Source organism: Saccharothrix isguenensis, from assembly GCF_052936305.1.
Map to the genome: position 1 here is coordinate 2,752,484 of NZ_CP193626.1, position 26,905 is coordinate 2,779,388.

19 protein-coding genes are annotated in these 26,905 nt (G+C 70.1%); 11 read left to right on the forward strand and 8 right to left on the reverse strand.

The window, feature by feature from the left end:
- Positions 1-3: 3 nt before the first annotated feature.
- Positions 4-408: an excalibur calcium-binding domain-containing protein gene (locus ACRAKI_RS13060; protein ID WP_447007331.1), complete on the reverse strand. Its 405-nt coding sequence runs from the start codon at positions 406-408 to the stop codon at positions 4-6.
- 1,039 nt (positions 409-1,447) lie between these two features.
- On the reverse strand, positions 1,448-2,662 hold the full coding sequence (locus tag ACRAKI_RS13065; RefSeq protein WP_447007332.1) for a hypothetical protein: 1,215 nt from the start codon (positions 2,660-2,662) through the stop codon (positions 1,448-1,450).
- 185 nt (positions 2,663-2,847) lie between these two features.
- Here ACRAKI_RS13065 and ACRAKI_RS13070 point away from each other — a divergent pair, with 185 nt between their 5' ends.
- From ACRAKI_RS13070 to ACRAKI_RS13080, 3 genes are all read left to right on the forward strand, one after another.
- Positions 2,848-3,048, forward strand: coding sequence for a hypothetical protein (locus ACRAKI_RS13070; RefSeq protein WP_447007333.1), 201 nt, complete (start codon positions 2,848-2,850; stop codon positions 3,046-3,048).
- 352 nt (positions 3,049-3,400) lie between these two features.
- Positions 3,401-3,646 carry a hypothetical protein gene (locus ACRAKI_RS13075; RefSeq protein WP_447007334.1) on the forward strand — a complete coding sequence of 82 codons (246 nt, stop codon included), beginning with the start codon at positions 3,401-3,403 and terminating at the stop codon, positions 3,644-3,646.
- A 256-nt stretch (positions 3,647-3,902) separates the two neighbouring features.
- Positions 3,903-5,327 carry a glycoside hydrolase family 76 protein gene (locus ACRAKI_RS13080; RefSeq protein WP_447007335.1) on the forward strand — a complete coding sequence of 475 codons (1,425 nt, stop codon included), beginning with the start codon at positions 3,903-3,905 and terminating at the stop codon, positions 5,325-5,327.
- A gap of 174 nt (positions 5,328-5,501) precedes the next feature.
- Here the strand turns inward: ACRAKI_RS13080 and ACRAKI_RS13085 are convergent, their stop codons facing one another.
- Positions 5,502-5,684 carry a hypothetical protein gene (locus tag ACRAKI_RS13085; RefSeq protein WP_447007336.1) on the reverse strand — a complete coding sequence of 61 codons (183 nt, stop codon included), beginning with the start codon at positions 5,682-5,684 and terminating at the stop codon, positions 5,502-5,504.
- A gap of 575 nt (positions 5,685-6,259) precedes the next feature.
- Entirely contained in the window at positions 6,260-7,522 is a 1,263-nt protein-coding gene (locus tag ACRAKI_RS13090; protein WP_447007337.1) for a hypothetical protein, read from the reverse strand.
- A gap of 483 nt (positions 7,523-8,005) precedes the next feature.
- Between ACRAKI_RS13090 and ACRAKI_RS13095 the strand changes: the two genes are divergently transcribed.
- From ACRAKI_RS13095 to ACRAKI_RS13105, 3 genes are all read left to right on the forward strand, one after another.
- On the forward strand, positions 8,006-8,767 hold the full coding sequence (locus ACRAKI_RS13095; RefSeq protein ID WP_447007338.1) for an HpcH/HpaI aldolase family protein: 762 nt from the start codon (positions 8,006-8,008) through the stop codon (positions 8,765-8,767).
- Between the two features lie 109 nt (positions 8,768-8,876).
- Positions 8,877-9,836, forward strand: a complete 960-nt coding sequence (locus ACRAKI_RS13100; protein ID WP_447007339.1) for an alpha/beta fold hydrolase — start codon at positions 8,877-8,879, stop codon at positions 9,834-9,836.
- 188 nt (positions 9,837-10,024) lie between these two features.
- Positions 10,025-10,876, forward strand: a complete 852-nt coding sequence (locus ACRAKI_RS13105; RefSeq protein ID WP_447007340.1) for a trypsin-like serine protease — start codon at positions 10,025-10,027, stop codon at positions 10,874-10,876.
- 93 nt (positions 10,877-10,969) lie between these two features.
- Here ACRAKI_RS13105 and ACRAKI_RS13110 read toward each other — a convergent pair whose 3' ends face one another.
- Entirely contained in the window at positions 10,970-11,575 is a 606-nt protein-coding gene (locus ACRAKI_RS13110; RefSeq protein WP_447007341.1) for a CAP domain-containing protein, read from the reverse strand.
- 94 nt (positions 11,576-11,669) lie between these two features.
- Positions 11,670-12,320: a hypothetical protein gene (locus ACRAKI_RS13115; RefSeq protein ID WP_447007342.1), complete on the reverse strand. Its 651-nt coding sequence runs from the start codon at positions 12,318-12,320 to the stop codon at positions 11,670-11,672.
- A gap of 372 nt (positions 12,321-12,692) precedes the next feature.
- Between ACRAKI_RS13115 and ACRAKI_RS13120 the strand changes: the two genes are divergently transcribed.
- The 4 genes from ACRAKI_RS13120 (at position 12,693) to ACRAKI_RS13135 (ending at position 22,288) form a co-directional block, all read left to right on the forward strand.
- Positions 12,693-16,985 carry an alpha-L-arabinofuranosidase C-terminal domain-containing protein gene (locus tag ACRAKI_RS13120; RefSeq protein ID WP_447007343.1) on the forward strand — a complete coding sequence of 1,431 codons (4,293 nt, stop codon included), beginning with the start codon at positions 12,693-12,695 and terminating at the stop codon, positions 16,983-16,985.
- A gap of 5 nt (positions 16,986-16,990) precedes the next feature.
- A complete protein-coding gene (locus ACRAKI_RS13125; RefSeq protein ID WP_447007344.1) occupies positions 16,991-19,432 on the forward strand; it encodes an OmpL47-type beta-barrel domain-containing protein in 2,442 nt (813 codons plus the stop codon).
- A gap of 423 nt (positions 19,433-19,855) precedes the next feature.
- Positions 19,856-21,409 (forward strand): cellulose binding domain-containing protein, encoded by a 1,554-nt coding sequence (locus tag ACRAKI_RS13130; RefSeq protein ID WP_447007345.1) that lies wholly within the window; start codon positions 19,856-19,858, stop codon positions 21,407-21,409.
- 312 nt (positions 21,410-21,721) lie between these two features.
- The gene (locus ACRAKI_RS13135) at positions 21,722-22,288 is read left to right on the forward strand and encodes an AAA family ATPase (RefSeq protein ID WP_447007346.1); all 567 of its coding nucleotides are present in this window, start codon (positions 21,722-21,724) and stop codon (positions 22,286-22,288) included.
- Positions 22,289-22,339: 51 nt separating this feature from the next.
- Here the strand turns inward: ACRAKI_RS13135 and ACRAKI_RS13140 are convergent, their stop codons facing one another.
- A complete protein-coding gene (locus ACRAKI_RS13140; RefSeq protein ID WP_447007347.1) occupies positions 22,340-22,750 on the reverse strand; it encodes a hypothetical protein in 411 nt (136 codons plus the stop codon).
- 239 nt (positions 22,751-22,989) lie between these two features.
- Between ACRAKI_RS13140 and ACRAKI_RS13145 the strand changes: the two genes are divergently transcribed.
- Positions 22,990-24,459 carry an aldehyde dehydrogenase family protein gene (locus ACRAKI_RS13145; RefSeq protein WP_447007348.1) on the forward strand — a complete coding sequence of 490 codons (1,470 nt, stop codon included), beginning with the start codon at positions 22,990-22,992 and terminating at the stop codon, positions 24,457-24,459.
- A gap of 120 nt (positions 24,460-24,579) precedes the next feature.
- Here the strand turns inward: ACRAKI_RS13145 and ACRAKI_RS13150 are convergent, their stop codons facing one another.
- A complete protein-coding gene (locus tag ACRAKI_RS13150) occupies positions 24,580-26,835 on the reverse strand; it encodes a rhamnogalacturonan lyase family protein (protein WP_447007349.1) in 2,256 nt (751 codons plus the stop codon).
- Positions 26,836-26,905 lie beyond the last annotated feature (70 nt).

The window sequence follows — 26,905 nt, forward strand, 5'->3', positions numbered from 1 at the left end:
GCGCTAGCTGCTCCTGCGTGCGCGCCGTGCCGCGACAGCGGTGGCCGAGGCTGCACCGAGTCCGGCCAGCCCGAGGAGGAGTGGCAGGGCGCCCGAGTCGCCAGTGGTCGAGCCGTCGACGGTGGAGCCGTCACCCGTGTCGATCGCGCCGACGGGCGGCTGGGGAGCCTGGGTCCGACGGGCTGTCGGAACGTGGCTGGGCGCCGGGAGGTGCTCGCAAGCGATGCCGTCGTTGTTCGCGTCGAGCCGGTGGTAGTTGACCGCGGCGGAATCGAAGAACCGCTGCGCTTCGGCCTGGTTGCTGAAGTCCGCGCAGTCGCGATCTTGATGCGCGTTCGCGGCCCCGACGAGGGACAGCGTGGTACTCGCCGCGAGGACAGCGGCGCCGGCAAACCTGGAAAGCAGCATGTCGCACATTCCTTCCATGTGGACGAGATAGTGTCTTCGTCGTCGAAACGGCTGCGCCCGGCAGCCGGAGGACCCCGGTGACGCGGTCGGTCCGATGGCGAGGTCGGCGACCTCTGCCCGGCGCGCTCGCGGCGAGGTGTTTCGCAGGTGGTATCGGGTGCCGCCACCGGATCGCAGAACCACCGACGCGACAGGGACCGGGCCCACGTCGAAGTCCTTGGCGACCTCAGAGGTGGTGGTTGCAGGACTCGGAGGGGTGCCTGCGAGGTTCGGCGGGGTGAAGTGAGCGGTGCAGGGCCGAGACTCCGAAGAGGGAGCGGTGAGTTCGTGCCCTTGTCGGGCGGCTATTGCCACGCGTGCTGAGGAACCCCACGGCCGTACCCCCGGTTGCGTCCAGCCGGGCTGCGAGCCGGGCCGTCACGAACAGGACGGGTGACACGGCGGTAGTGGACCCTGCGCATCCCGGCGACCTCCTCGCGAATCGACCACCGATCCTGAAGACGCTAACCCCGTCCCTCGCCCGGTTGGAGGCCGTTCACCCGATCCATCAGCGTCGTGGCCCTATCAGGGACATGGCACCGCAGTGCGGTCGCCGACAGTGCACGGCCGACGCCGCTGAACGGAGGTGCATCGGCGCAATCAACGCCACTGCGGTGTCGTCGGCCGGTGGTGCCGTGATGCCGCCGCGTCCTGGGATCGTCAGTTCCCCGAGCACGGTCTGCGTGGGGGTGGAACTGATCGGTGCCGGCAGCTCGTCCGGGGTCGTCGCCGCCACCACGGTCCCGTACGCGGCATTGACGTCGAAGGCCGGTGACGGAGAGGTCGGCGGCGAAGTGGTCGCGGTGGTACCCGCAGGTGCGACGGTGTGCTGCGGCACCGCTCGGCACATCGGGGAACGCGCACGGCGGCCAGGCGCTGCCCTGGCGGTGACGGCGACGACACCTTGGCGCGTGAGCGCGAGGTAAGCCTCACGCTCACGCGCCGGACGCGGACCGCACCGTTTGATCGACCAGCCCGCGGTGGAGCGGGACGGGCTTCGCTACCCGGTGGTGATCGTGCTCGACCAGACGCTCAGCGCCCTCGGGACCTCGGTGTAGACGCAGTTGCCGTTCTCGTAACCGGAAGCGATGATGCCGACCGCGATCACGCCGCCCTGTCCGTTGTGCGCGAACACCGGGCCCCCGCTGTCGCCACCCTGGCACAGGCTCCCGCCGGAGGTGGGGGTGATCACCTGCTGGCCGCAGTTCTCGTAGTAGCTGCCGTTGCTCGGGTCGTAGGAGGTGATGCAGCGATTGCCCGGACCGGTCAACAGAGCCGCGCGGAGGCCGCTGTACGACCCGTTGACGAAGACGCCGCAGCCCTGGCAGGAGTTGGCCGCACTGTGCACCGGCAGTGAGTAGCTGCTGTTGTCGGTGAGGTTGCTGTGCGCCCACATGCGGCCGTCGTACCCGGTCCCGCCGATGAGCGCGGCGTCGAGGCCGCCGCCACCGAGCCGCCGGAACTGCATCGTCCCGAAGTGCGCGTAACCGACTCCCGCGTCATTCGTGCCCCCGGAGTACGTCGTCGCCGCGAAGGACATGCCGAGCGTGCCGCAATGACCGGCGGTGAGCGAGTAACGCGTGCCGTGGAGGTTCGTCACGGAGAATCCGTGGGTGCACGACTTCTGCGTGTTGCCGTACCGGATGCCCCCGAAGAACGGCGAACTGTCGTTGAACCTGCCGTACACCAGCTTCGGGCGCGCTTCCTGGTGGACCACCACCGCATCGCCGAACTTCGCCCGCACCTCCGCCTCGACCTCGGCGGTCAGCTCCGTCACGCCGACGTCCACCCGGTTGCTCGCCACGTCGATCCCGCGCGAGGCCAATCTCGACGCCAGCACCCCGTTGTCCCGGACGGCGTCCATGACCTTCTCCAGGTCGGCGGAACTCCGCTCGACGAACACCACCTTCGCCCCGATGTCCTCCGAGCGCGCCTCGCGCTGGAGGGCATCGGCGTCGGCGCCGGCCTGACGACCCCTCACCACGTGGATCGTGAGATCCGAGGGACCGTTCGTGCTGATGCCCGCGTAGACCTCGGGCCGGTTCTCCACCCTCGCCCTGATGCGATCCATCGCGGCGAGCCGCCGGGCGTTCACCTTGTCCGCGTCGGACCAGGCGCTCACACCGACGGCGCCCTGCTCAGAAGTCGTGCCGTTGTTCGGCGCGGGCGCGGCGGTGGCCACCGCCGCGCTGGACGCGACGGACAAGGCGACCACAGCGTATAGCGCAAATCTCTTCACAGACCCATCCGATCGTCGAATGAAGAATGGAAACGAACGAGATCGGGCATGACTCACCGACCTGTGGAAATGGTCAACCGAGAGGTGGTGTGAGTCGGTCTGGTCAATTCGCCCCAGCGCCCGTTTCGACGTTATCGGGCACGATCTCCCCGGTCAACGAGATGGTGCCCGCACCGTCTCGCGGGCGGGACGGTGGCCGCTCGATCGCCGACGTGCTGGAGACCACGATCGAGGAGGCCGTCGAGCAGTTCGACGCCGCCGCCTCTCCCGGTCCGCTGCCGCATGGCCCTCTGCGTCACCTTGGCGCGCTCACCCTCCTCCGCAAGGCCGTGGCCCCGGCGGACAAGACCGGGAATGGATGATCCACCGCCGCGTTCCCTTTTCGTCGATGCTATTCGAAAGAAGCACGACCGCATTCCCCGCAACCGGTGTTCTCCCGTGCCAACCGCTCGATCACCACCACGATGGCGTCGTCGGTCGGCGGGCGCCCGATTCGGTTCGGGTGGGTCCACTCCTTCGCCACCGGACATCGGCCGTCGCGGAGCCGGTCGACCGCCGAGTCGAACGCCGAGCGGGCACGGCAGGACCGTCCACGGCTCCGGTCGTTCCGGAGCGTTCTGCCGATCGGCGGTGCTGTGGTTCCCGGTCCGGCTGTCATCCTGAACCGAGTCCCCCCTGCGCGTCCGGGGCCTGTTCCGAGCAAGGAGGCCCACCGTGATCCGTCGTCTGCTGGTCGCCGTCGTGGCGGCACTCGGCGTCGTCGCCCTCGTGCCGGCCTCCGCCCAAGCCATCCCGATGTGCAAGAGCGGCTACGCGTGCCTGTACCAGTGGTACGCCGACCCGGGGCACACGAAGTTCAACGGCTACCGGGCCATCGACTGCGACGGCAGCGTCGACAGCTCCGGTCTGCAGCGCGGTTACCTCGTGTTCGGCGAGGCGCGCTGCAACACCCCCGGCTGAGCCCGATCGAGGGTCGCACGGTCCGGTCGCGGACGTCGCCCGATCGGGTGCGTCCCCGCGCGGTCGCCACCATCCGTCTACTCGGGACTTCGCCGGTGTGTTGCGGTGAAGCTCAAGACGACGACCACCCTCTTGCCGGGCTCTGACACGAACCTGTCCGGTCGGTCGTGTTGACGCCTTCTCGCGGACGGTCCTAGCCTCAGAGGTGAGAGCGCTCTCACGCTCTGTCGGCCATCCCCCCTGCCCGGGAGGTCCCGTGCTGAACATCGCTGTTCCGGCATCCCTGCTCCTGTCCCTCGTCGTCGTTCCGGCCGCATCGGTCCCCACGTCGCCGACCGCCGTCGCCCCGGTGTGCAACCGCTACTGCGACGGGCGCGATCCCGCCCTCTCGGCCGGCGAACGGGTCGCCCAGACCGTGCCTCTCGGTACCCGCCGGGTCGCGCTGCACTTCGACAGCTCCGAGACCATGGGGTGGGCGGTGGTGTCGGGCGGCGGTCAGGGCGACTCGGTCTGGCTGGACCGCTCCTTCGACGCGGGGGTGACGTGGCAGCCGAAGCTCGGCTCGACCACGACCCCGGCCGGCTACGGCGGCTGGCGCACGCTCATGCACAACGTGGACGACTGGGCCGGCCTGGGTGTCGGGCTGCTGCGCGCCTGCGGCCAGCCGGCGGGGTCGTCGTCCATCGCCTGCACGAGTTGGTACCGCACGACCTGGAACGCCGGGGACCGCCGCACCGCCGCGGCCACCGCCCTGATGCAGCGGTACAACCTGAACACCGGTCTCTTCGACACCACCGGCTGGTGGAACTCCGCCAACGCGCTCACCGCGATCATCGACAACGCGCGGGTGAGCGGCATGGGCAGCTACCGGTACGCCATCGCGCGCACCTTCGACCTCAACCGCACGGCCTGGGACGGCAACTTCATCAACGAGTACAACGACGACGTGGCGTGGTGGGGACTCGCGTGGATCGCCGCCTACGACCTGACCGGCGAGCGCCGCTACCTGGACACCGCCCGCATCGACGCCGACCACATCCACCGGTACTGGGACTCGACGTGCGGTGGCGGCATCTGGTGGACGTCGAGCCGGACCTACAAGAACGCCATCGCCAACTCGCTGTACGTCCAGCTCAACGCCGCGCTGCACAACCGGCTGCCCGGTGACACGACCTACGTGCAGCGCGCCCGGGACGGCTGGCGGTGGTTCGAGGGCAGCGGGATGATCAACGGCTCGAACATGGTCAACGACGGGCTCGTCACGTCGACGTGCCGCAACAACGGCCAGACGCCGTGGAGCTACAACCAGGGCGTGCCGCTGGCCGCGCTGACCGAGCTGCACCGGGCCACCGGCGACCAGGCGTACCTCGGCAGGGCGCGCACCCTGGCCAACGCGTCGACCACCGACACCGCGCTCAACCCGGGCGGGATCGTGTTCGACGACGGAGGTGGCGGTGACGTCCCCTCGTTCAAGGGCGCCTTCGTGCGCGGACTCGGTCAGCTGAACCAGGCCCTGCCGGACCGCCCGTACACCGCCTACCTCAAGCGGCAGGCCGACACCGCCCACGCGCGGGACCGCTCCAGCAGCGACTCCTACGACCAGCCGTGGGCCGGGCCGTTCCAGCGCAGCGACGCGGCTCGCCAGCACAGCGCGGTGGACCTGATGAACGCCGCCGGCTGACCGGTAGTGCGCCCGTCGGGGGAGGACCACCGGTCAGCCGCGACCCCCTCGCCGGTCCGCGTGGCCGGCGGCGCTGCCCTGATCCGGTCCACTGGTGTCGGCGGGGGAAGTGGGCGGTGCACGACAGGTGACGTGACGGCGTGAGCACCCCTCCGAGCTCACGCCGCGCAGGTGTCAGCCCGCGTAGGCCGCCGCAACGGTGGCGTGCACCGTCGTCGAGTACTCCGGGTCGGAGATGTGGACACCGCCGAACACCCGCCCGCTGCCCCTGGTGAACGTCCGACCACCGGTGGACTCGAAGTCGGGGTTCGCGATGTGGCACCCGGTCAGCTGGACGTCGTCGAACCGGGCGAGCACCCGGTAGTTCGCGACGCCCTCGGTGCCCTCGCTGGCACGTGCTGCTGGGGCTGACCGAAACCCACCTGAACCTGGGTGAGCTGGAGAAGGCGGAGGAACTGGACAGACCCACGTCATCCTCGCGTCGGCCCACATGCGGCAAGGCGATCACCGTGCGGGCGCGGACAACGCCGACCGTGCCCGATCCCTCCACCGCGACATGTGGCACCCCCTGGCTCAAGCACAGGTCCTGATGCCGGAGGGCTGAACGCCGGGCCGTCGAGCCGTTGTACGCGGAGGGGCCGGCCGCTCCAGCACCCGCACGTGTTGGGAGCCGTCCCGCCATCAAAGCCCGGGTGGTCGTGTCGTCGCCGAGGTCGGTGAATCCCGGCGGGCGGTCGGGTCGGGCGGCCCGACCGCCATCGCAGTCCGGTAGGTGCTGCAGTCCGGAGCCGGGGTGGAGGACTGCCGTGGCCGCCGAGGCCGACGCACGCCGTTTCCGGCTACCACCAATGCACGTCCCACCCTGGCGAGCCGGCACGACGCCCGAGATCGGCCGGTCGGGCAACGCCGGGCAGAACCGACCAGCCGTCGCCTCAGCCGACCGAGATCGTGCCGTTCGACGACCGGGCGCAGGTGACCGCTCGGGTCGTCGTGGCGGCGGCCCCGGAGAGGCAGCGGCCGAGGACCGCGTGGCCGGCGGCGTTGGGGTGCCACGACTCCTGGCAGGTCTGGAAGTACGTCACGCAGGTGTTGGCGATGCGCTGCACGTAGAGCTTGTCCCTGCCGGACAGGCTGGTGACGAACGTGCCGCTCGGGCCGTCCTGGAGCCGGATGGGGGTGGCCAGGGTGTTCGCCGGGCTGTCGCCCTGCTCGCACAGCCGTGCGCCGTCGAACGCGCGCTGCACGTTGAGGTGGACGAGGTCGGCGCCGGGGAACTCGGCGGACAGCCGGGCGTGCGCGCCCTGCACCACGGTGCCCAGCCGGGCGGAGAACACGTGGCCCGGGGCGAGGCTGGCGCGGTGCACCGGGCACCCCGCGGCGTAGCGCTCGGCGCCGAGGTCGCGGAACTTGTCGCGGGTGTCGCTGCGCCCGTCCTCCTCGTGGTACCGGGCGGCGATGTCCAGCGGCAGCGGGTTGGTGTAGTCCTGGAAGACGATCCGGTGGCGGCCGTCGGCGTCGACCTGGGCCAGGGTGGTGAGCAGGGACCGCAGGGCCGTGGTGGTCTCGTCGGTGGCCGCGGCGATCTCGGCCTCGGTGGCCAGGTCGGACACCGCGCACGGTTCCTGCGGCACCGGGCCGCCGAGGTAGGACCAGAACTCCCACCAGCCGGTCCAGGCGTCGGCGATGAAGCGGTTGGCGCACAGCGTGGCCACGTCGCCGAAGGTGAACGAGCTGTTGTTCGAGCCCAGGCCCACCAGGACCAGGTCGATGTCGTGGGTGGCGGCCACCGCGCGGACCTGGTCGAGCTGGGAGGCCACGGTGCGGCCCTTGGCCCGGTTGCCCGAGGGGTTGAGCACGTCGTGCGGCTGCCCGCCCGAGCACGCGAGGTTGAACCGGGCCTGGATGCCGGGCAGGTCGGCCTTGTGCAGCGACGCGTTGGCGGACCGGTGGCAGAAGAAGGCGTTGTTGTTCGGTGCGGACCAGCCGGGGAACCCCTGGGCGACGCCGTTGACGTCGGTCACCGGCTGGTAGGAGCCCGCGCCTTCACCGCTGACGAAGCTGTCGCCGATCGCGACGGCGGCGGTGGGCAGCGCGGCGGCTCCCGGAGCGGGCTCCGCAGCGGCGCCGGCGGTACTGGACCAGGCGAGGGCGACGGCGAGCACCGTCGTCAGCACCGGGCGTCGAAGCAGGGACATGATGACCTCCTCGTTGACGGCCGATCTGACGTGAAATGTGTTCACGTGGGGTGGTGGCGGTCAAGACCGAAGGCGTTTCCGGAATGCCGTTGACGGAACGAGGTCCGCACCGGAACGCGAGGAGGGCTCACTGACCCGGATGTGCGCCCGGGATCGTCCTGCCGGGGCCTCACACCACCCAGCGCCGGAGTGCTCCTCATTTCACCGTGCGCCGCTCGAAGGACCATCGTCGCTGGTTGAGCGACATGTCTGCACCCGTTCACGAGTCCCGCGCAGGAACCGCGCGCACGGCAGTCCGTGGTCCAGGTCGTGCTCCGTGGCGGAGTGCTTCCGCGCTTCGGACGGTGGTTGCTCGCGGTCTTGGTGGGTCCGGTACCGGGTGCAACTGGCTTCGTGGTTGTGACCTGCGCGAAGCCGGCTGTCCATCGCGGGGTTGGGCATGATCTGCGCTAGAGCGCTTCGACGACGACCACGGGAGACACGATGACCCAGACCGGCCGGAACACAGGCGCACCACGCGATCTCAACGTGGGGCTGTGGGTCGGGAGCACCGACCGGCGGGTGGTCCGGGCGACCTCCGGCGGCGGGTTCGACTGGGCGTGCGTCGACGAGCAGCACGGAGGCGCCGCCGGCGGACGGGACAACACCGACCTGATCGCCGCTGTGCGCGCGGCGGGCATCCCCGCCTTCGTCCGCGTTGCCTGGAACCGGCCCGAACTCATCGGCAGGGCCCTCGACAGCGGCGCTGACGGGGTCGTCGTCCCGATGGTCGACACCGTCGAGCAGGCGCGGGAGGCGGCTGCGGCTGCGCGGTTCGCGCCACGGGGCACCCGCAGCTTCGGGCCGATCCGGTCCACTGACGCGTTGACGACCGCGGTGCCGGAACAGGCGAACGCGACTGTCCTGTGCCTGGTGATGATCGAAACGGTCCGCGGCCTCGACGCGGTCGCCGACATCGCGGCGGTGGACGGCGTGGACGGCGTCTTCGTCGGCCCGTTCGACCTGTCGCTGGCCCTCGGCCTGGACGTGAACGAACTGCTGACCGACGGCAGGGAGGACGCCCCGCTCCGGCGGGTGGTCCACGCCTGCCGGAGCAATGGCCTCGTGGCGGGTGCGTACGCGGGGTCCGTGGAGCGTGCCGCCCACCTTCGAACGGCGGGCTTCACGATGATCGCCGCGGTCGACGACATCGCGATGATCGCGCGAAGCGCGAGCGAAGCCGCTGCTGCCGCGAGGACGCGCTGATCCTGGTAGACGGGACGACGTGCCGCTGGGCGCGGTCCGACTTTCGTGGACGCGGGTGTCCACCTTCTCCGCTTCCGGCACGACGGCTCGCTGCGGTCCACTCGGTGTCATGACGAACTCCAGGCATTCCAGGCGCACGGCGTTGCGGGCCGCCGCGGTCGCCGGCGGGTACACCCTGACGACGGGCGGGACGGCCGCGCAGGCGCGGAACGGCAGGCGCGGCACGACGACGTTCGTGGTCGTCACCGGCGCGAGCGGCACACCGGGCGGCATCGACGCGCTGTCGTTGCGCGGGCATCGGACCGTCGGGGTGGACCTCCCGGGGCACGGCGCCACCGACGCGCAGTTCGCTCTCGACTACCAGTGCCCGCAGGACCCGGCGTCGCTGGCGATCCGACCGTCGCCGATGGCGGGTGTCGGCCTGGACGCCTATGTCGCGGCGGCCGTCGAGGTGGTTCGCGCGGTCGCCCGGTTCGGCCCGGTCGTCCTCTACGGCGGCAGCATGGGCGGAGCGACGCTGAACCTCGTCGGCAACGCGGTGCCCCACCTGGTCGACCGGATCGTCTACGACGCCGCGTTCTGCTGCGTGGACCTGGCCTGCCCGGAGGACTACCTCGCCACCCCGGAGGGGGCGACGACCCTGGCCGGCGCCATCATCGCCTTGGTGGCCGCCGACCCCGCGGTCATCGGCGCGGTGCGCGCCAACTACCGCACCGCCGACCCCGACGCCCTGGCCGGGGTGAAGGAGGCCTTGATGGCCGGCGCGAGCGACGCGGAGTTCCACTCGCTGCTCGCGTACCTGCAACCCGACGAGTCGCTGACCGTGGGCAGCGAGAACTCGCAGGTCCAGGAGCACACGTGGGGCCGCATCCCCCGAACGTACATCCGGCACACCGCGGACCGCATGATCCCCGTCGCGCTGCAGGACCGGATGATCACCGAAGCCGACCGGCTGACCCCGCACAACCGCTTCGACGTGCGCACCGTGGACGCGGGACACGCCGCGACCGCCGAGCAGTTCCGACAGGTCGTCGACATCCTGGACGGCTTGCCGGAGTGCCGCCGTTGAGGTCCGGCACGGGGCTGCGCCCTCGGTGCCGGCTACCCGGAAACCGCGGTGGCGGCCATCCGGCCCGTCACCGACCCGGCCGAGCCGCCCCGAGTTCCTGGCATCTGTCAACCACCGCAGGTCGTTGTCATCCGGGCGAGGTAGGGGGTTGACTTCCGGGACTACGCTGCTTGGAGCAAGGAGTGCACATGCGCACAGCAACCGTGGCCGCGGCAGTTGTCGCCTTGGTCGCCCTGACCGCTTCGCCCGCTTCCGCGATCAACACCTACAACGCCGTACCCGCCCCGGAGCGCACTGAGGTCGGCGCACTGGTCGCTACCTGGGACAACGACGGCGACCCCGCCACGCCGGACCGCGTCGACTGGGTGTGCAGCGGCACGATGGTCGACGCCGACACGTTCCTCACCGCGGCGCACTGCGTCGACGGGTGGCCCTCGAACGTCGAGTTCTACGTCTCGCTGCTGCAGGACGTGCAGTCCGCGCTCGACACCGCGACAGGGACTCCGGCGCAGAAGGCGGCAGCGGTCGGCGTGCCGGGCGTGGCCCACGGCGACCCCGCCTACCCCGGCAACGCCGCCGATTCGCACGACATCGCGGTGGTGGAGCTGCCCGCCGATCAGGTGGCGGCGCGCTGGAGCTTCACACCGGCCACCCTGCCGACGGCGGGCAAGCTCGACACGATCGGCCCGAAGGCGCTGGACGCCACCGAGTACACCGTCGTCGGCTACGGCACGGAGGAAGCCCAGAACGGCCCCGGCGGCCACACCCACCCTGGTGGCGGCGTGCGGATGAAGGCCCCGCTGGGCTTCAACGCGCTCAACAAGACCTGGCTGCGGCTGTCGATGATCGAGGCGAAGGGCAACGGCGGAGCGTGCTACGGCGACTCCGGTGGCCCGAACTTCGCCACCATCGACGGCAAGCGCGTCCTGGTGGCGACGACGATCACCGGGGATGCACCGTGCTACGCGACGAACGTCGTGTACCGCCTGGACACCCCGTCGGCCCGCTCGTTCCTGGCCCCGTTCGTCGCGCTCCCCTGACCCGGACGTCGACGCGCAGCGCTGGTTCCCGCCACACCAGGGGAACCAGCGCTGTGGTGAACCGCTGGTCCTGGGAATCGGAGGGGGCCACCCTCAGCGGCACTGCGGTCCCGTCGCCTCCGGGCGCGCGATGGGCTCCACCGGGGGAGTCTCCTCCGCCACCGGCGGCCGGTCGGCGTCGGAGGTCCGGCCGAACTCCTCCGTCGCCCAGACCGATCCGTCGTCGGCGCAGAACACGCCGACACCCAACCGGTTCCACCCGGGGTTGACGACGTTCGCCCGGTGCCCGTCCGAGCGCATCCACCCCGCGTGGATGGTCCCGGCCGGAACCGGGCCGGTGGCGCGGAAGATGTTCTCCCCGACCGCGACGAACCCCGGCAAGCGGTCGCCCCGCAGCAGCCCGCCGGTGTCCTGGTGCTCGAACCGGCCGGTTCGGGACATCTCCTCGCTCCACGTCCGTGCGACCCCGGCCAGGTCCTCGTTCCACGAGACCGGTTCGAGCCCGCGTTCGGCCCGCTCCGCGTTGACCCGGTCGAAGATGTCCCGCGCCATTCGCTGCGCCGGGGGCGCGTCGGCGCGATCGGCGGGCGGCGACTGCGGGGGAGGACCGGTGGAACCGTCCTGGCTCACGACGACGCAGCCGCCGGTGGTCGCGAGCGCGACCGAGGCCGCCGTCACCACAGCCACAAGGAACCTCATGCGCTGAGGCCTACCCGAGGGTGACGTCCTGACACATCGCGGACGACGCCGTGAGCCGCTCCGGAACACCTGACCGTCGGGCGAGCGGGGTCGGTCAGGCGGTCAGCAGTGGCGCGGTGGCGTGTCCGATCCTCTCCAGGACGCCTGCGGCGTCGGCTTCCTTGGGACCGTAGAACAGGGTGCTGGTGAGGAGGTCGGCCTTGCTCATGACGAGTTGGCAGATCCGCATCAGCCCGTGCGTGTAGCAGAAGGCGAACTGGGCGTCGACGTCGAACGCGGGCAGCGTGAGTTCGCGTTCGGGGGCGTAGGGGCCTTCGTCGCCGAACATGAACGGTGCGCAGTCCAGGGCCTCGCGGGCGTGCTGGACGGTCTCGGCCGCGGCGGCGACCCTGCGGTAGGAGACGCGGAACTGGTCGATGTAGGAGAAGGCGGGCTTGTTGGCCCAGCTGGTGGAGAGCCGGGTCACCGACATGGCGCCGTCGGTGGGCAGTTCGTTCGGGCAGAGGACGACCGGGTAGTTCCTCTGCGCGGAGGAGTCCTTGCGGGTGTAGCCGAGCGGGCCGAGCACGTCGTCGGGGATCTCGGCCTTGATGAGGCGGGACTCGATGAGGGCGGGGTCGGGTGCCGCCGGGGTGCCGCTGGTGGTCGTGGTGGTCGGTGTGGTGCTCGACGGCGGTGCGGCAGCGGGTGCGGTCGAGCACCCGGCCAGCACGACGGCCGCGAGGATGGTCCCCCCAAGTCGCATGGGCGGGGACGGTAACACCGCCGGGTGGGTGGTGTTGCCGGTTCATGCGCCGGTCGTCCCGCGCGTGGTGGTGATCACGTGCTCCCCGGCGCGGGCTTGAGCGGTGGTCGTGCACAAGATCGAACCCGCACCGGGGCGGGCTGCTGCGGCGCTGCCTCCCCACTTGTGAGCGCTCACTATGGGCTGTTCTGGGACCCTGAGCCGGTCCGTCGTGGCAAACCGTCCCTTGACGGTCACCGCTGTTAACGCTCACACTCCCCGGTGGTAAACGCTGGCATTTCCTACGGCGGTGGAACTCAGAGTGGAGCACCCCTCATGACGACAGCGCAGCGGTCGGTCGGAAGACCAGGCCGACGGTGGATCAGTGCCCTGGTGGCGGCGGCTCTGCCGGTCACCCTCGGGGTCACGCTCTCCGCGGTGGTCACCCCCAGCGCGGGGGCTGTCGAAGGAGAGACGTGGGCGGACGACTTCGCCTCGACGGCACTCCGGCCGGAGTGGGAGATCGTCAACGAGGACGCGGGCGCGTGGTCCCTCCTCGACGGATCCCTGCGGGTCACCGGCCAGACCGGTGACACCTACCAGGCGACCAACACGGCGCGGAACGTGTTCATGGTCGACATCCCGGCGGGCGACTTCACCGCCGAGGTGACCGTGCGGGCCCAGGTCGCCAAGACCTACCAGGGCGCCGGTCTGATCGCCTGGCAGGACATCGACAACTACGTCCGCTCGGGCCTGACGTTCGTGGGCACCCTGGCCCCGTCCGGGATCGCGATCGAGAACGACATCGAGACCGCCGCCGTGTTCCGCTCCGAGCGGTTCGTCGACCGGCCGGCCTCGACCGGCGAGACGCTGCAGCTGCAGAGGGTCGGCGACACCATCACCACCCGGTACAAGAACGCCTCCGGGGCGTGGGTGGACGCCTCCGCGGTCACCGCCGGGTTCCAGACGACCCAGGTCGGTGTCTACGCCCTCGGCGCGCTCGACGGCACGACGCTCGACGCCGCGTTCGACGACTTCCGGGTCACCGCCGCCGCGGGCCGGGACGTCCAGCCCGGCGGCACGTTCTCGATCAAGGACGCCGGGGGCGCCCACCTGGTCGAGACCGAGGCCGGCCTGGCCCTCTCGCCCGAGCCGCCGCTGTCCACCCTGGCCTTCACCGCGAGCGCCCAGGCCGACGGCACGGTCCACCTGCGCACCGCCGAGGGCGACCGCCCGGTCGTCGTCACGGACGGCCGCCTCGCGCTCGGCCAGACCGGCGGCGCAGCCTCACCCGTGCGGCTCACCGACGCCGCCGGTGGCGAGCTCTTCCTGCGCGACGCCGAGGGCACCGGCTACGCGGGCGGCACCGGCCCGCTGGTGTTCGGCGACAAGGCCTCCGCGGTCCGCTTCAAGCTCGCCCAGGTCAGCACGTCCAACGCCGAGCTGGCCATCGACGGCGACGCGTCCGCCGCGCAGATCAGCGACACGATGTTCGGCATCTTCTACGAGGACATCAACTACGCCGCAGACGGCGGCCTCTACGCCGAGCTGGTGCGCAACCGGTCGTTCGAGTTCAACACCTCGGACAACGCGAGCTTCACCGGCATGACCGGCTGGGAGATCGTCAACGGCGGCGGCGCGGCTCCGCAAGCGCTCGTCGTCGACGACGACACCCGGCTCAACGCCATGAACCGCAACCACTTCCGGCTCGTCGCGGACGGTCCCGGCGACGGCCTGCGCAACCTCGGCTACAACCGCGGCTTCGCGGTCAAGGCGGGCGCGAAGTACGACGCCTCGGTGTGGGCGCGGACCACGACCGCCCAGGACCTGGCGGTCCGGCTGGTCAGCGCGGACGGCGCCGTCACCTACGCCGAAGGCGCCGTGGCCGTTGACGGCTCGGACACCTGGAAGCAGTACCCGGTGACGCTCACCGCCTCCGCCACGACCGACGCCGCGCGCCTCGTCGTCACCGCGGGCGCGGCCTCGACGGTCGGCCTCGACATGATCTCGCTCATGCCGCAGGACCGCTGGGTCGGCGCGGTGAACGGCAAGTCGGTGCTCCGCAAGGACCTGGCCGAGAAGATCGCCGCGTTCAAGCCGACGTTCCTGCGCTTCCCCGGCGGCTGTGTCACCAACGTCGGCACGTTCCGCACCTACGAGGAGAGCGGCTTCACCGACCGTCGCCGCACCTACCAGTGGAAGGAAACCATCGGCCCGGTCGAGGAGCGCCCCACCAACTGGAACTTCTGGGGCTACAACCAGACCTACGGCATCGGCTACCTCGAGTACTTCAAGTTCGCCGAGGACCTCGGCGCCGAGCCGCTGCCCGTGGTGTCGGTGGGCGCCAACGGCTGCGGCAGCAGCATCCCCGAGATGCGCGACCCGGCGATGATCGCCCGTTGGGTCGACGACACGGTGGACCTCATCGAGTTCGCCAACGGCGACGTCACCACCGAGTGGGGCGCCAAGCGGGCCGCACTCGGCCACCCGGAGCCGTTCGGGCTGAAGAAGATCGGCTTGGGCAACGAGGAGAACACCACGACCTTCGAGGCGAACTTCCCGGCCTTCCGGGACGCCATCGAGGCCAGGTACCCGGAGATCACCATCATCTCCAACTCCGGCCCGGACGACGCGGGCGCGCGGTTCGACACCCTGTGGGACTTCAACCGCCGCCAGAACGTCGACATGGTCGACGAGCACTACTACAACGACCCCGACTGGTTCCTGCTGAACAACCACCGCTACGACAGCTACGACCGCAACGGCCCCAAGGTGTTCCTGGGCGAGTACGCCTCGCGCGGCAACACGTTCCACAACGCCTTGGCCGAAGCCTCGTACATGACGGGTCTGCAGCGGAACGCCGACGTGGTCCAGTTGGCCTCCTACGCGCCGCTGCTGTCCAACGAGTCGTACGTGCAGTGGAGCCCGGACGCCATCTGGTTCGACAACGACGAGTCCTGGAACACCCCCAACTGGGAGGTGCAGAAGATGTTCGGCAACAACGTCGGTGACGAAGTCGTGCCGAGCACCTTCGACGGCTCGGTCAACAAGTCGATCGTCGACGGCGGCATCTTCCTGTCCACCTGGAACACCGCTGCCGCCTACGACAACGTCCGGGTGACCTCCAACGCCGGCGGTGAGACGCTGTTCTCCGACGACTTCACCAACGGCGACCAGTGGAACCCGGTCGCCGGCAGCTGGAGCGTCTCCAACGGCGAGTACGTCCAGTCCTCCGCGACGACCACGGACGCCCGCAGCATCATCGACGACGCGTACGCGAAGGACTGGACGAACTACACGCTGGAACTCGACGCCAAGAAGCTCTCCGGCGCCGAGGGCTTCCTCATCGGGTTCGGCGCCCAGGCCACCAACGACTTCTACTGGTGGAACCTCGGCGGCTGGAACAACACCCGGTCGGTGCTGCAGAAGGCCTCCGGCGGCAGCGCGGTCGAGGTCAAGTCCGTCGAGGGCCACAGCGTGGACACCGGCGCGACCTACCGCGTGAAGGTCGTCGTCGCGGGCAACACCATCTCGCTGTACCTCAACGGCGAGCTGCAGATGACCTACGAGTCGGGCGCGGACGAGAAGCTGTTCCAGGTCGTCACGCGGGACAAGGCCAGCGGCGACATCGTGGCCAAGGTGGTCAACACCTCGGCCGAGACCGTCCGCACGAGGGTCACGGTCGCGGATGCGGGAGTGCTGCCCGACGGCGAGGTCACCCAGATGACCGGCGCGCCCGGTGACACCAACACCAAGGCCGACCCGACCAAGGTGGTGCCCACGACCCGGCAGATCAGCGGGCTGTCGAACGACTTCAGCTACGACTTCCCCGCGCAGTCGATCACATTCCTGCGGATGCACACCGCCGACGCCGTCGCTCCGGTGGTCGACGACGTGACGCTGCAGGGCACGACCGTCAACGGCTGGTACGGCGACCCGGTCACCGTGTCGGCGACCGCCACCGACGACCGTCGACTCGACCGGATCGAGTTCCGCGTCGACGGCGGCGCGTGGCTGTCGTACCCCGACGCCAAGGTGCAGGTCAGCGGCGACGGTCAGCACACCGTGGAGGTGCGCGCCGTGGACGCGGCGGGCAACGTCGGCGTGGTCCGTCCCGTCACGTTCGGCATCGACAGCGCCGCGCCGGTCTCCAACGCCACCGTGGACGGCGCCGCGCGCACCGTCGCGGTCCGCTCCGCGGACTCCGGCGTCGGGGTCGACCGGGTCGAGACCCGGATCGGCACGGCCGACTGGCAGCCGTACACGGCTCCGGTCGTGGTCGGCGACGCCGAGACCGCGGTGCAGTTCCGCGCGGTCGACCGGCTGGGCAACGTCGAGGAGCCCGGAACAGTCGTGGTGCCCGCGAAGCAGGCGCAGTTGAAGTCGACCGCGACGACGGCGTCGCCCTCGAAGCCGAGGGTCGAGCAGGGCGCCGTCCTCCCGCTGACCGTGAAGGTCGGCAGCACGTCCGGCGGCACGACGCCGACCGGTGAGGTTCGAATCCTGGAGTCGTCCGTGCCCCTGGCATCAGCGGCCTTGACCAACGGGACCGCCACGGTGTCCCTCGACACGAGCGGCCTGAGCGTCGGTGAGCACACCCTCGTGGTGCGCTACCTCGGCGACGGCGGGCACAGCCCTTCGCAGACCAGCGTGGTCGTGCGGATCACCAAGCCGAAGAGAGGGTGACCGGGATGAAGATCGCGATGCGGAAGCGCGCGACCCTCGTGCTGATGGGCGCCGCACTGGTGGCGGGCGGGTTCGCCGCCGTGCCCGCCCATGCGACCGGGCCGGTCGTGGCCCGGTACGAGGCGGGTGAGACGACGGGCACCGCGGCCGACGACGGCACCGCGCAGGGCGCGGTCGACGCCGTCACGCTGACCGACGCCGATGGCGTCCGGGGGAACCTCACCCTCCCCCTGACCGGAGCCCACGGTGCGACGCTGGCGTGGCAGTCGGGCGACGAGAGCGTGGTGACCGCCACCGGCGAGGTCACCCGGCCCGCGCACGGCGGCGAGCCGGTGACGGTGGACCTGACCGTCACCGCCACGCTGGGCGGCAGCACGGCGACCCGCACGATCCCGGTCACCGTGCTCCCGATGCCCGCCCCGGCGACCCGCGAGGCGTACTTCTTCCCGTACTTCGTCGGTGAGAGCACCGCGGACGGCGAGAAGATCTACTTCGCCGCGTCGAAGGGGAACGACCCGCGGTCCTGGGACGAGTTGAACAACGGCCGTCCCGTGCTCACCTCGACCATGGGCGAGCAGGGTCTGCGCGACCCGTTCCTCATCCGGTCGCACGAGGGCGACAAGTTCTACCTGCTGGCGACCGACCTGAAGATCTTCGGTGGCAACAACTTCAGCGAGGCGCAGGAGTCCGGCAGCAAGCACCTGGTGGTGTGGGAGTCCACCGACCTGGTGCACTGGTCGGAGCAGCGGATGACCAAGGTGTCGTCGGACTTCGCGGGCAACACCTGGGCGCCCGAGGCGTTCTACGACGAGGCGTCGGGCGACTACGTCGTCTACTGGGCGTCGAACCTGTACCCGACGACCGACGTCGCCTCCCGCGACTTCCGGACCTCCTACAACCGGATGATGTACGCGACCACGCGCGACTTCCGCACGTTCAGCGAGGCGAAGCCGTGGGTGGACGTCAAGCGGGGCACCGGTCTCGGCATGATCGACGCGACCGTGGTGCGCGACGGCGACACCTTCTACCGGTTCATCAAGGACGAGGCGTCCATGACGGTCCGGCAGGAGAAGTCGACCGACCTGATGGCCACGGTCACCGGGACGCTGCCGACCACGACGTCGTCGCCGTGGACCCTGGTCCGCGAGCGGATCGGCGTCGGCCAGCCCAACCCGTGGGGCGGGACGTTCACCGGCGGCGAGGGCCCGACGGTGTTCCGCGACAACGTGGTGCCCGGTCGCTGGCACATGCTGATCGACCAGCCGAGCTACCACGGTGGTCGGGGGTACATGGCGTTCCACACCGACGACATCGCCTCCGGCGTCTGGACGGCGGTGCCGGACTCGGCGCTGCCGAGCAGCCCGCGGCACGGCACGGTCATCCCGATCAGCCAGGCCGAGTTGGACGCGCTCCGCGCGGCGATGCAGCCGAACCTGCTGGCCGAGTCGGTCGCGCCGGTGTCGGTGCGGACCCGTGAGGGTGTGGCTCCGTCGCTCCCGTCCACCGTGGACGTGACCTACGCGGACGGCTCGACCCGCGCGACGGCGGTCGACTGGGCCGACGTGGACGCGTCGCGGTACGCGTCGTGGGGTTCGTTCCAGGTGGAAGGCACGTTCGCGGGCCAGGTGGTCCGCGCGACGGCGGCGGTGACCGTGACCGATGGATCGGACCCGGCGGTGTCCTTGAGCACGACGCCCGCTTCGCCGACCGGCGGCTGGTTCACGGTTCCGGTCGAGGTGAAGGCGACGGCCACCGACGAGACCGGCGTGCGGTCCGTCGAGATGGCCGTGGACGGCGCTTGGCGGGACGCTGACGTGGTGACGCTGACCGATGGCAGGCACACCGTGCAGGCGCGGGCGACGGACATCACCGGGAACGTGTCGAGCCCGGTGACGCGGGAGGTCGACGTCGACACGCGGGCTCCGGTCAGCCGTGCCTGGTGGAACACCGCGGCCCGGTCCGTGTCCATCGCGTCCGCGGACGACACCTCCGGCGTCGCGCGGGTCGAGTACCAGGTGGGCGACGCGGCGTGGACGCCGTACTCCGCGCCGCTGACCTTCGGCGATGTCGCCACGACGGTGCGGTACCGGGCCGTCGACCACGCGGGTCTCGTCGAGGAGGTCAACACGATCTCCGTGCCGAGGGAGACCCTCGACCCGAGCACGACGACCGCCACCCTCAACCGGGACGCGGTCAAGCCGGGCGGCGACGTCTTCGCCGCGGTCGAGGTGGAGGGCGGCCCGTTCACCCCGACGGGCGCCGTCCGGATCATCTCCGGCGGTGACCTGGAGGTGGGTCGCGCGACCCTGGTGAACGGACGTGCCACCGTCGCCATCGACACCGGCACGCTCGGCGTCGGCCGGTGGCAGCTGACCGTGGTCTACGACGGCGACGCCAACCACGCCCCGTCGACGACGACGGTCCCCCTGAAGGTCAACAAGCGCTAGTGCCTCGCGGAAGCGGTCGTCCTGACATCTGTCGGGGCGACCGCTTCTTTTATCGGAGCACCAGCGCCGGAGGTGTGGCAGCAGGATTGAACCGCACTTCGCCGAAGCATTCAGGCGCACTGCCGCGACCTGCCGTTTCGACATTTCCGTGATGGCACGCCCGGACGGCGGCCCTCATCGTGCTCGATGGAACTTGATCATTGCACCTGAATCGATTTTTGGCCTGTGATCTGCTGGAACGTAGTCCGCAGTCGCCTTCTGCCGTTCACCGATGTGAATTTCCTTGCCTGTTCCGCAACCTTGCGCAATGCTCCCTGGGAGCGTTCCCAGGGTGAGGTGATCGCCGCTGATCCCGCCAGTCGGCAGTGGTCGGTGTCGTTGGGGACCCATCGTCCAGGAGTGCTGTTCGCAAGGAGGCGAAGCATGAGTCTGCGCATTGGTAAACGCACGAGAAGTCGGGCCGCCGGTATTGCCGCGGCGGTGTCCGTGGCCGCTTTGACCGGGGGCTTGGTGGTGGCGGCAGGCACCAATGCCAACGCGGCGGTCGGGTGCCGGGTCGACTACAGCGTGACCAGCCAGTGGGCCGGTGGGTTCGGCGCCAACGTCACCGTGACCAACCTGGGTGACGCGGTGTCGAACTGGACGTTGGAGTGGTCGTTCGCGGCAGGTCAGCAGGTGACGCAGCTGTGGGGTGGTGAGTTCTCCCAGTCCGGCAGCGCGGTGACGGTGCGCAACACGTCCTGGAACGGCTCGCTGGCCACGGGCGCGTCGGTCACGCCGGGCTTCAACGGCTCCTGGAGCGGTTCCAACCCCGCGCCCACCTCCTTCAAGCTCAACGGCGTTGCCTGCACCGGGCAGCCCACCAACACCTCGACCTCCACCACGACCTCCACGTCGACCACCACCACGACGACCTCGACGTCGACGACGACCCCCACCACCACGACCACCACCACGACGTCGAACCCGCCGCCCACGGGCGCAGCGACCGGCTACGCGTCCGCGAACGGTGGGACGACCGGCGGTCAGGGTGGTGCGAAGGTCCGGGCCACCACGGGAACGCAGATCCACGCGGCCCTGTGCAGCCGGGCCAGCCGCTCGACCCCGATCATCATCGAGGTCGAGGGGACCATCAACCACGGCAACACCACTCAGGTGTCGGGCGGCAGCTGCTCGACCGCCTCGAACGTGATCGAGCTCAAGCAGATCAGCAACGTCACGATCATCGGGGTGGGCAGCGGAGCGGTCTTCGACCAGTTGGGCATCCACATCCGCGAGTCGCGCAACATCATCATCCGGAACGTGACGGTCCGGAACGTCAAGAAGTCCGGTTCCCCGACGTCCAACGGCGGTGACGCCATCGGCATGGAGAGCAACGTCCGCAACGTCTGGGTCGACCACACCACCCTGCTCGCCTCGGGCGGTGAGTCGGAAGGCTACGACGGCCTGTTCGACATGAAGAACGACACCCAGTACGTGACCCTGTCCTACAGCACCCTGCGCAACTCCGGCCGCGGCGGGCTGGTCGGGTCCAGCGAGAGCGACCTCTCCAACGGGTTCGTCACCTTCCACCACAACCTGTACGAGAACATCGACTCGCGGGCGCCCCTGCTGCGCGGCGGCGTGGGCCACATGTACAACAACCACTACGTGCGCCTCAACGAGTCCGGCATCAACTCCCGCGCCGGTGCCAAGGCCAAGGTGGACAACAACTACTTCGAGGACTCCAAGGACGTCCTCGGCACCTTCTACACCGACATGGCCGGGTACTGGCAGGTCAGCGGCAACATCTTCGACAACATCACCTGGTCGGCCCCCGGCAGCGAGACCAGGCCCGCCGGCCCCGACGTCAAGTCCACCACCACGGTCAGCATCCCCTACAGCTACAGGCTCGACCAGACCAACTGCGTGCCCGGCATCGTGAGCCGCACGGCAGGCGCCAACACCGGCATGCAGGAGTCCAACGGCACCTGCTAGCGGGGTTCCACCACCATCGGGCAGTACGGGGACGGCGGCTACCGGGCAACGGGCTCGGTAGCCGCCGTCCCGCTGTCGGCATCGGCGGTGAACGTCGTCCACCCGTCACCTGACCGGCGCGGGTTCGGCCGTTCCCGCCCCGGACCGGTGCACCCGTCTGGCAAGATCCGGCGAACCGGGCTGTGGCTGAGTGCCCTGCGTGAAGTACCTCCCTCGCCGAGTGCGCAGCGGTCCGCCAGGACCCAGGCGACCCGGCCGTGACGCTCGCTCTCGCGCCCAGCCTCGAACCAGGAGACGAGGAACGGCTCCACGATGAGTGGGAACACCACGGGGAAGCTCGTCACCGACGTGCTGGACCGGATCGTGATCTTGGGTACCTGTGGATCCGGGAAGTCCACGCTCGCCGAGGAGCTCGTTCGTCGCACGGGCGCTCCGCACATCGAGCTCGACGGCCTGCACCACGCTCCCAACTGGTCGGCCGTGCCGATCGAGGTCTTCCGGGAGCGGGTGGCCGAGCAGACCGCCGGGAAGACCTGGGTCGTCGACGGGAACTACATCGACCTGGTGAGCGACATGTTGTGGAACCGGGCGAGCACGATCATCTGGCTGGACGTCCCGCTGACGGTCATCCTGCCGAGGATCATCCGCCGCAGCCTGGGCCGGATCATCCGCGGGACGGAGCTGTGGGCGGGAAACAAGGAGACGCTGGGCGGGTTGCTCGGTCGCAAGTCGCTGATCAGGTGGGCGATCACGTCGCACCGCCGCCACCGCCGGGAACTGCCGCTGCGCTTGTCGCCCCCGCGGTTGACCGGCGTGTCGGTCATCCGGCTCCGCTCGTCCGCCGAAGCGGACCGCTGGCTGGCCGGCCTGCCCATCTGAGGCCTGGCACCGCTTCTCCCCGCACCGGGCGGGGCGGGGCCTGCGGCGTGGTCACAGCGCGGGCAGCGGTGAGAGCAGCCAGCGCCCGTCCTTCTCCACGACGGGCTGGGTGAAACTCACCTCGCCGCTGAACTCCGAACGGCCGGACACCACGATCTGCGGAAAACCGCTGCGACTGCTGCCGGGCGTCGTGGTCATCCCGCCGATCTTCGCTTCGTCCAGGCGGCTGAAGTACGAGTCAGCGAAGTCTTCGACGGCCGAACTCGGATAGTCCACCAGGTTCGCGAAGGCGTCCCGATCGCGGTTGTCCAGCGAGACGCGCAAGTCCCTGGCGAGATCGTCGAGCGAGGGAGCACCGGGCACCGGGGCCTGCGCGATCGACATCGCGATGAAGGCGATCCAGCCGACGACGAGGGCGACGACCGCGGGAACGATCACACGCCTCTGCGCCATCCGGACCACCGACCCATGATGGCATACAGGTGTTCAGGAGAGCGTTCCATGCCGAACTTCGGCTGCTGCCCCGTCGCCGATCCGTGGCATGGTGGTGAAGCCCAGGATGTTCGCGGAAGCGAAGTGGGAGTGGAGTGGAGGAACGACCTGCCGGCCGACGTCGTGCTCTTCGCACAGGGGACCGGCACACCACCCCCTCGCCCGTGTCCGTCGAGGCCTGAAGCCCCGATTCCACTCTCAGGAGCACTGTGTCCACCTCGCGAGGACTGATCATCAACGGCCAGGAGGTCCCGGCCTCCTCCGGGCGCACCACCTCCGACGTCAACCCCTGGACCGGCGCGGTCTGCGCGGAGGTCGCCGCGGGCACACCGGACGACGTGCGCCGCGCCGTGGACGCCGCCGACGCCGCGTTCGAGGGATGGGCCGCGACCAAGCCGGCCGAACGCCGCCGGATCTTCCTGCGTGCCGCGCAGTTGATGGCCGAGCGCACCGACGAGGTCGTGCGACTGATGGCCGAGGAGGTCGGCGCGGTCGCGCCCTGGGCGGGCTTCAACGCCGGCCTGGCCGCCGACATCCTGCTGGAGGCGGCAGCCGAGGTGACCCGCCCGACCGGCCAGGTACTCGCGACCAACGCCGGTGGGGTCCACTCCACGCAGGTGCGGGTGCCCAAGGGGGTGATCGCCGCGATATCGCCGTGGAACGCGCCGGTCATCCTCGGCGTCCGCGCGGTCGCGATGCCGATCGCGATGGGCAACACCGTGGTGATGAAGCCCAGCGAGAACGCGCCGATCGCCTGCGGCCTGCTGATCTCGGACGTCCTGCACGAGGCGGGGCTGCCCGCGGGTGTGCTCAACGTCGTCACCAACGACCGCGCCGACGCGGCCGAGGTGGTCTCCGCGCTGATCGCCGACGCCAGGGTGCGGATGGTCAACTTCACCGGTTCCACCGAGGTCGGCCGCACGATCGGCGTCCTGGCCGCCCAGCACCTCAAGCCCGCCGTGCTCGAACTGGGCGGCAAGAACGCCCTGCTGGTGCTGGAGGACGCGGACGTCGACTACGCGGTGGGCGCAGCGGTCTTCGGCTCCTTCATGAACGCCGGGCAGATCTGCATGTGCGTGGACCGGGTCATCGTCCACCGCGCGGTCGCCGAAGAGTTCACGGCCAAGTTCGCCGACCGCGTCCGGGCTCTGCCGTACGGCGATCCGAGCGACCCCGGAACGGCGATCGGCCCGGTCGTGGACGAGGCCGCCGCCCGCCGCGTCTCGGCGCTCGTCGCGGACGCGGTCTCCCGAGGCGCCGAACTGGTCGCGGGCACGGGCGAGATCGAGGAGCCGGGCACGTTGATCCGTCCGATCGTCCTCACCGGCGTCACCACGGAGATGGAGATCTACCACCATGAGATCTTCGGCCCGGCAACCGTGGTCCACGTGGTCGACAGCACGGAGGAGGCCGTCGCGCTCGCCAACGACACCCGGTTCGGCCTGGCCGCGGGCGTCATCACCGAGGACCTGTCGAAGGGCCTGGAGGTAGCGGGCCGTCTGCGTACCGGCATCGTCCACGTCAACGACCAGTCGATCGCGGACGAACCGCAGGCGCCCTTCGGCGGGGTGAAGGACTCCGGCTACGGCCGCTTCGGCGGGCAGGCGGGCGCCGAGGCCTTCACCGACACGCGGTGGGTCACCGCACAAGCGGTGGGCCACGCGCGTTTCCCGATCTGAGGATCGGCGCCGGGCGGCCGGAGGACCGGCCGGCGCAGCTCGGTGAACGGGGGACCGGGCTGTCGCGGGAGACGTTCGCGACAGCCCGGTCGTCGTTTCACCCGACAGCGCCGGACACTCCTACCTGGGCTGGTAGGTGATGTTCGGTCGCGGTGGTGTGGCCATGCCCGCGCCGATGAAGTAGTCGACGTGGTGGGACTGCATGTAGCCCTTGAGGGTCATGGCGTTGCGGTAGGCGGGGTTGTGGGCCAGCGTGTAGAGCCTGGTGTTGCTGGGCCGGTCGGTGGTGAAGATGATCAGTTCGTTGAAGGCGGCGTTGGTGTACAGGACTTCTTCGCGCCAGTCGCCGAAGATGTCGCCGTAGATGACGGGCGAGTTGCCCTGCGCGGCGTCGACCGCGCCGTAGTTGCCGGTGGTCAGCAGTCGCGGAACCCTGCTGGTCGTGGTCGGGCTGGTGGGGTTCCACTTCTCGAACTTGCCGTCGTTGAGCAGTTCCATGGTGGTGTCGCCGTCCCAGTACAAGCCGAGCTGCGGCCAGGGCTGCAACGACGTGTCGGACTGGGTGAGCCGGTTGGTGGGCCCGTTGTAGAGCCCGGAGAAGGCCCAGACCTCCATGCCGGGGTGGCGCGGGTCGATGTCGCCGACCATGCCGCGGCCCACGTCGGCGGTGCCGGGCTCGACGTGCCGCCAGATGATCCTGCCGGTGGCGGCGTCGTAGTAGTAGTCGCGCAGGCCGCTGGGGTTGACCTGCTGCACGCCGTAGCCCTCCAGGCCGGGACGGCTGGGGTCCATGTCGGCGATGTGGAAGCGGTCGCCGTGGACGATGCCGGCCGGTCCGAGGCTGTAGCGCAGGGTGCCGTCGCCGTTGAGCACGAACCCGATCTCGGCGATCTCGTCGCGGCCGTCGCCGTCCACGTCGATGATCCGGGTGTTGTGCCCGTCCGGCAGGTCCTGGTTGCCGCGCAGGAACTTCCACTGCATGGTCAGCGTGCTGCCGGTGAACCGCCAGGCGGCGAACATGAGGTTGAAGCCGCCGTTGCCGATGCGGTTCTTCATGAACGCCACGAGGCTCGGGTTGACGCCGTCGAGGTAGCCCACGCCGAACCGCGCGTACATCGGGCCGTCGGCCAGGTAGTCGGTCGGCACGGGCGCGGTGGCGCGGGGCGCGCCGGTCATCCCGTCGAGGATGGCGATGAACTGGCGGTTGTTGTCGCTGTTGGTGAACCTGACGCCGTTGCCGAACGTGACGCCGTTGGCGATCCGCACCGCGACTTCCGCCCGGCCGTCACCGTCGAGGTCCTGCACGGTGACACCGTCGTTGTGGCCCACGTTGATCGTGGACGAGCCACCCTCGATGTTGTTCTGGTTGGTGCTGTTCGGCCCCATGTCGACCTGCCAGAGGAACCGGCCGTCGCGGCGGTAGGCCTCGATCTTCTGCGGCGAGGTCTGCCGGTCGAGCACGTAGTCGTACTCGCCGTCGCCGTCCAGGTCGCCGACCCACAGGAACTTCACCGCGCCGCCCGCGCGCAGCGGCACGCGCACCACCGGCTCGGTCGCGCGGTTGGCGGCCAGGACGAACGCACCGCTCGCCGCCTGCTCCTCGCCGTTGACCACCGGTCGGACGCGGTAGCTGTTGGACTGCGACAGGTTCGCGGTGGAGTCGACGTAGTTCGTGCCGCCGGTGAGCACCGAGGAGTTCAGCTTGACCTCGGCACCGCCCGCGGTGGAGCGGTAGACGTTGAAGCCGATCCCGACCGGGTCCAGGCCCAGCAACCGCCAGCTGACCAGGACCTGGGTGCTGCTGGACCGCACGGCCACAACACCGCGGCCCAGGCTCTCCATCCGACGACCCTCACCGGGCTGTGTCCCGTCGTCCACCTTGACCAGGCGCCACTGCTGGTTGACCCCGCCGTTGTCGGTGTACTGCGAGATGCGACCACCGTCGGCGGTCGACTGCTCCCACACGTCCATCGCCTTGCCGCTGTTCCGGTTGACCAGCTTGACGTGGGCGCTGTCGGTGTCGAGCACCTGCCACTGCTGGTTGGCCGCGCCGGTGTCGGGCCACTGGATCAGCTCGGCGCCGTTGGCGGTGGACCAGTCCAGCACGTCGATGACCTTGCCGGAGTGGCGGGCCTTCAGCCGGTAGTAGCCGTCGCCGGAGGAGACGAACTGGAACTGCTGGTTGGCCTGGGCGAGCGGCGCCCACTGGTTGATGCAGGCGCGGTCGGCGGTGGACTGCTCGCACACGTCGATCGCCTTGCCGCTGTGCCGCGAGACGAGCTGGTACCAGGCGTTGGTGTCGATGGTGGCCGCGGCGGCGGGAGTCGAGGCCACTGCCGTGACGACGCCGGCCAGGACGACCAGGACGGTCGCCACTATGGTGGAACGCCATCTCCGGCGTGCCGGGTTCGAGTGGATCACGGAACTTCCTTTCGGTGGAAGGGGA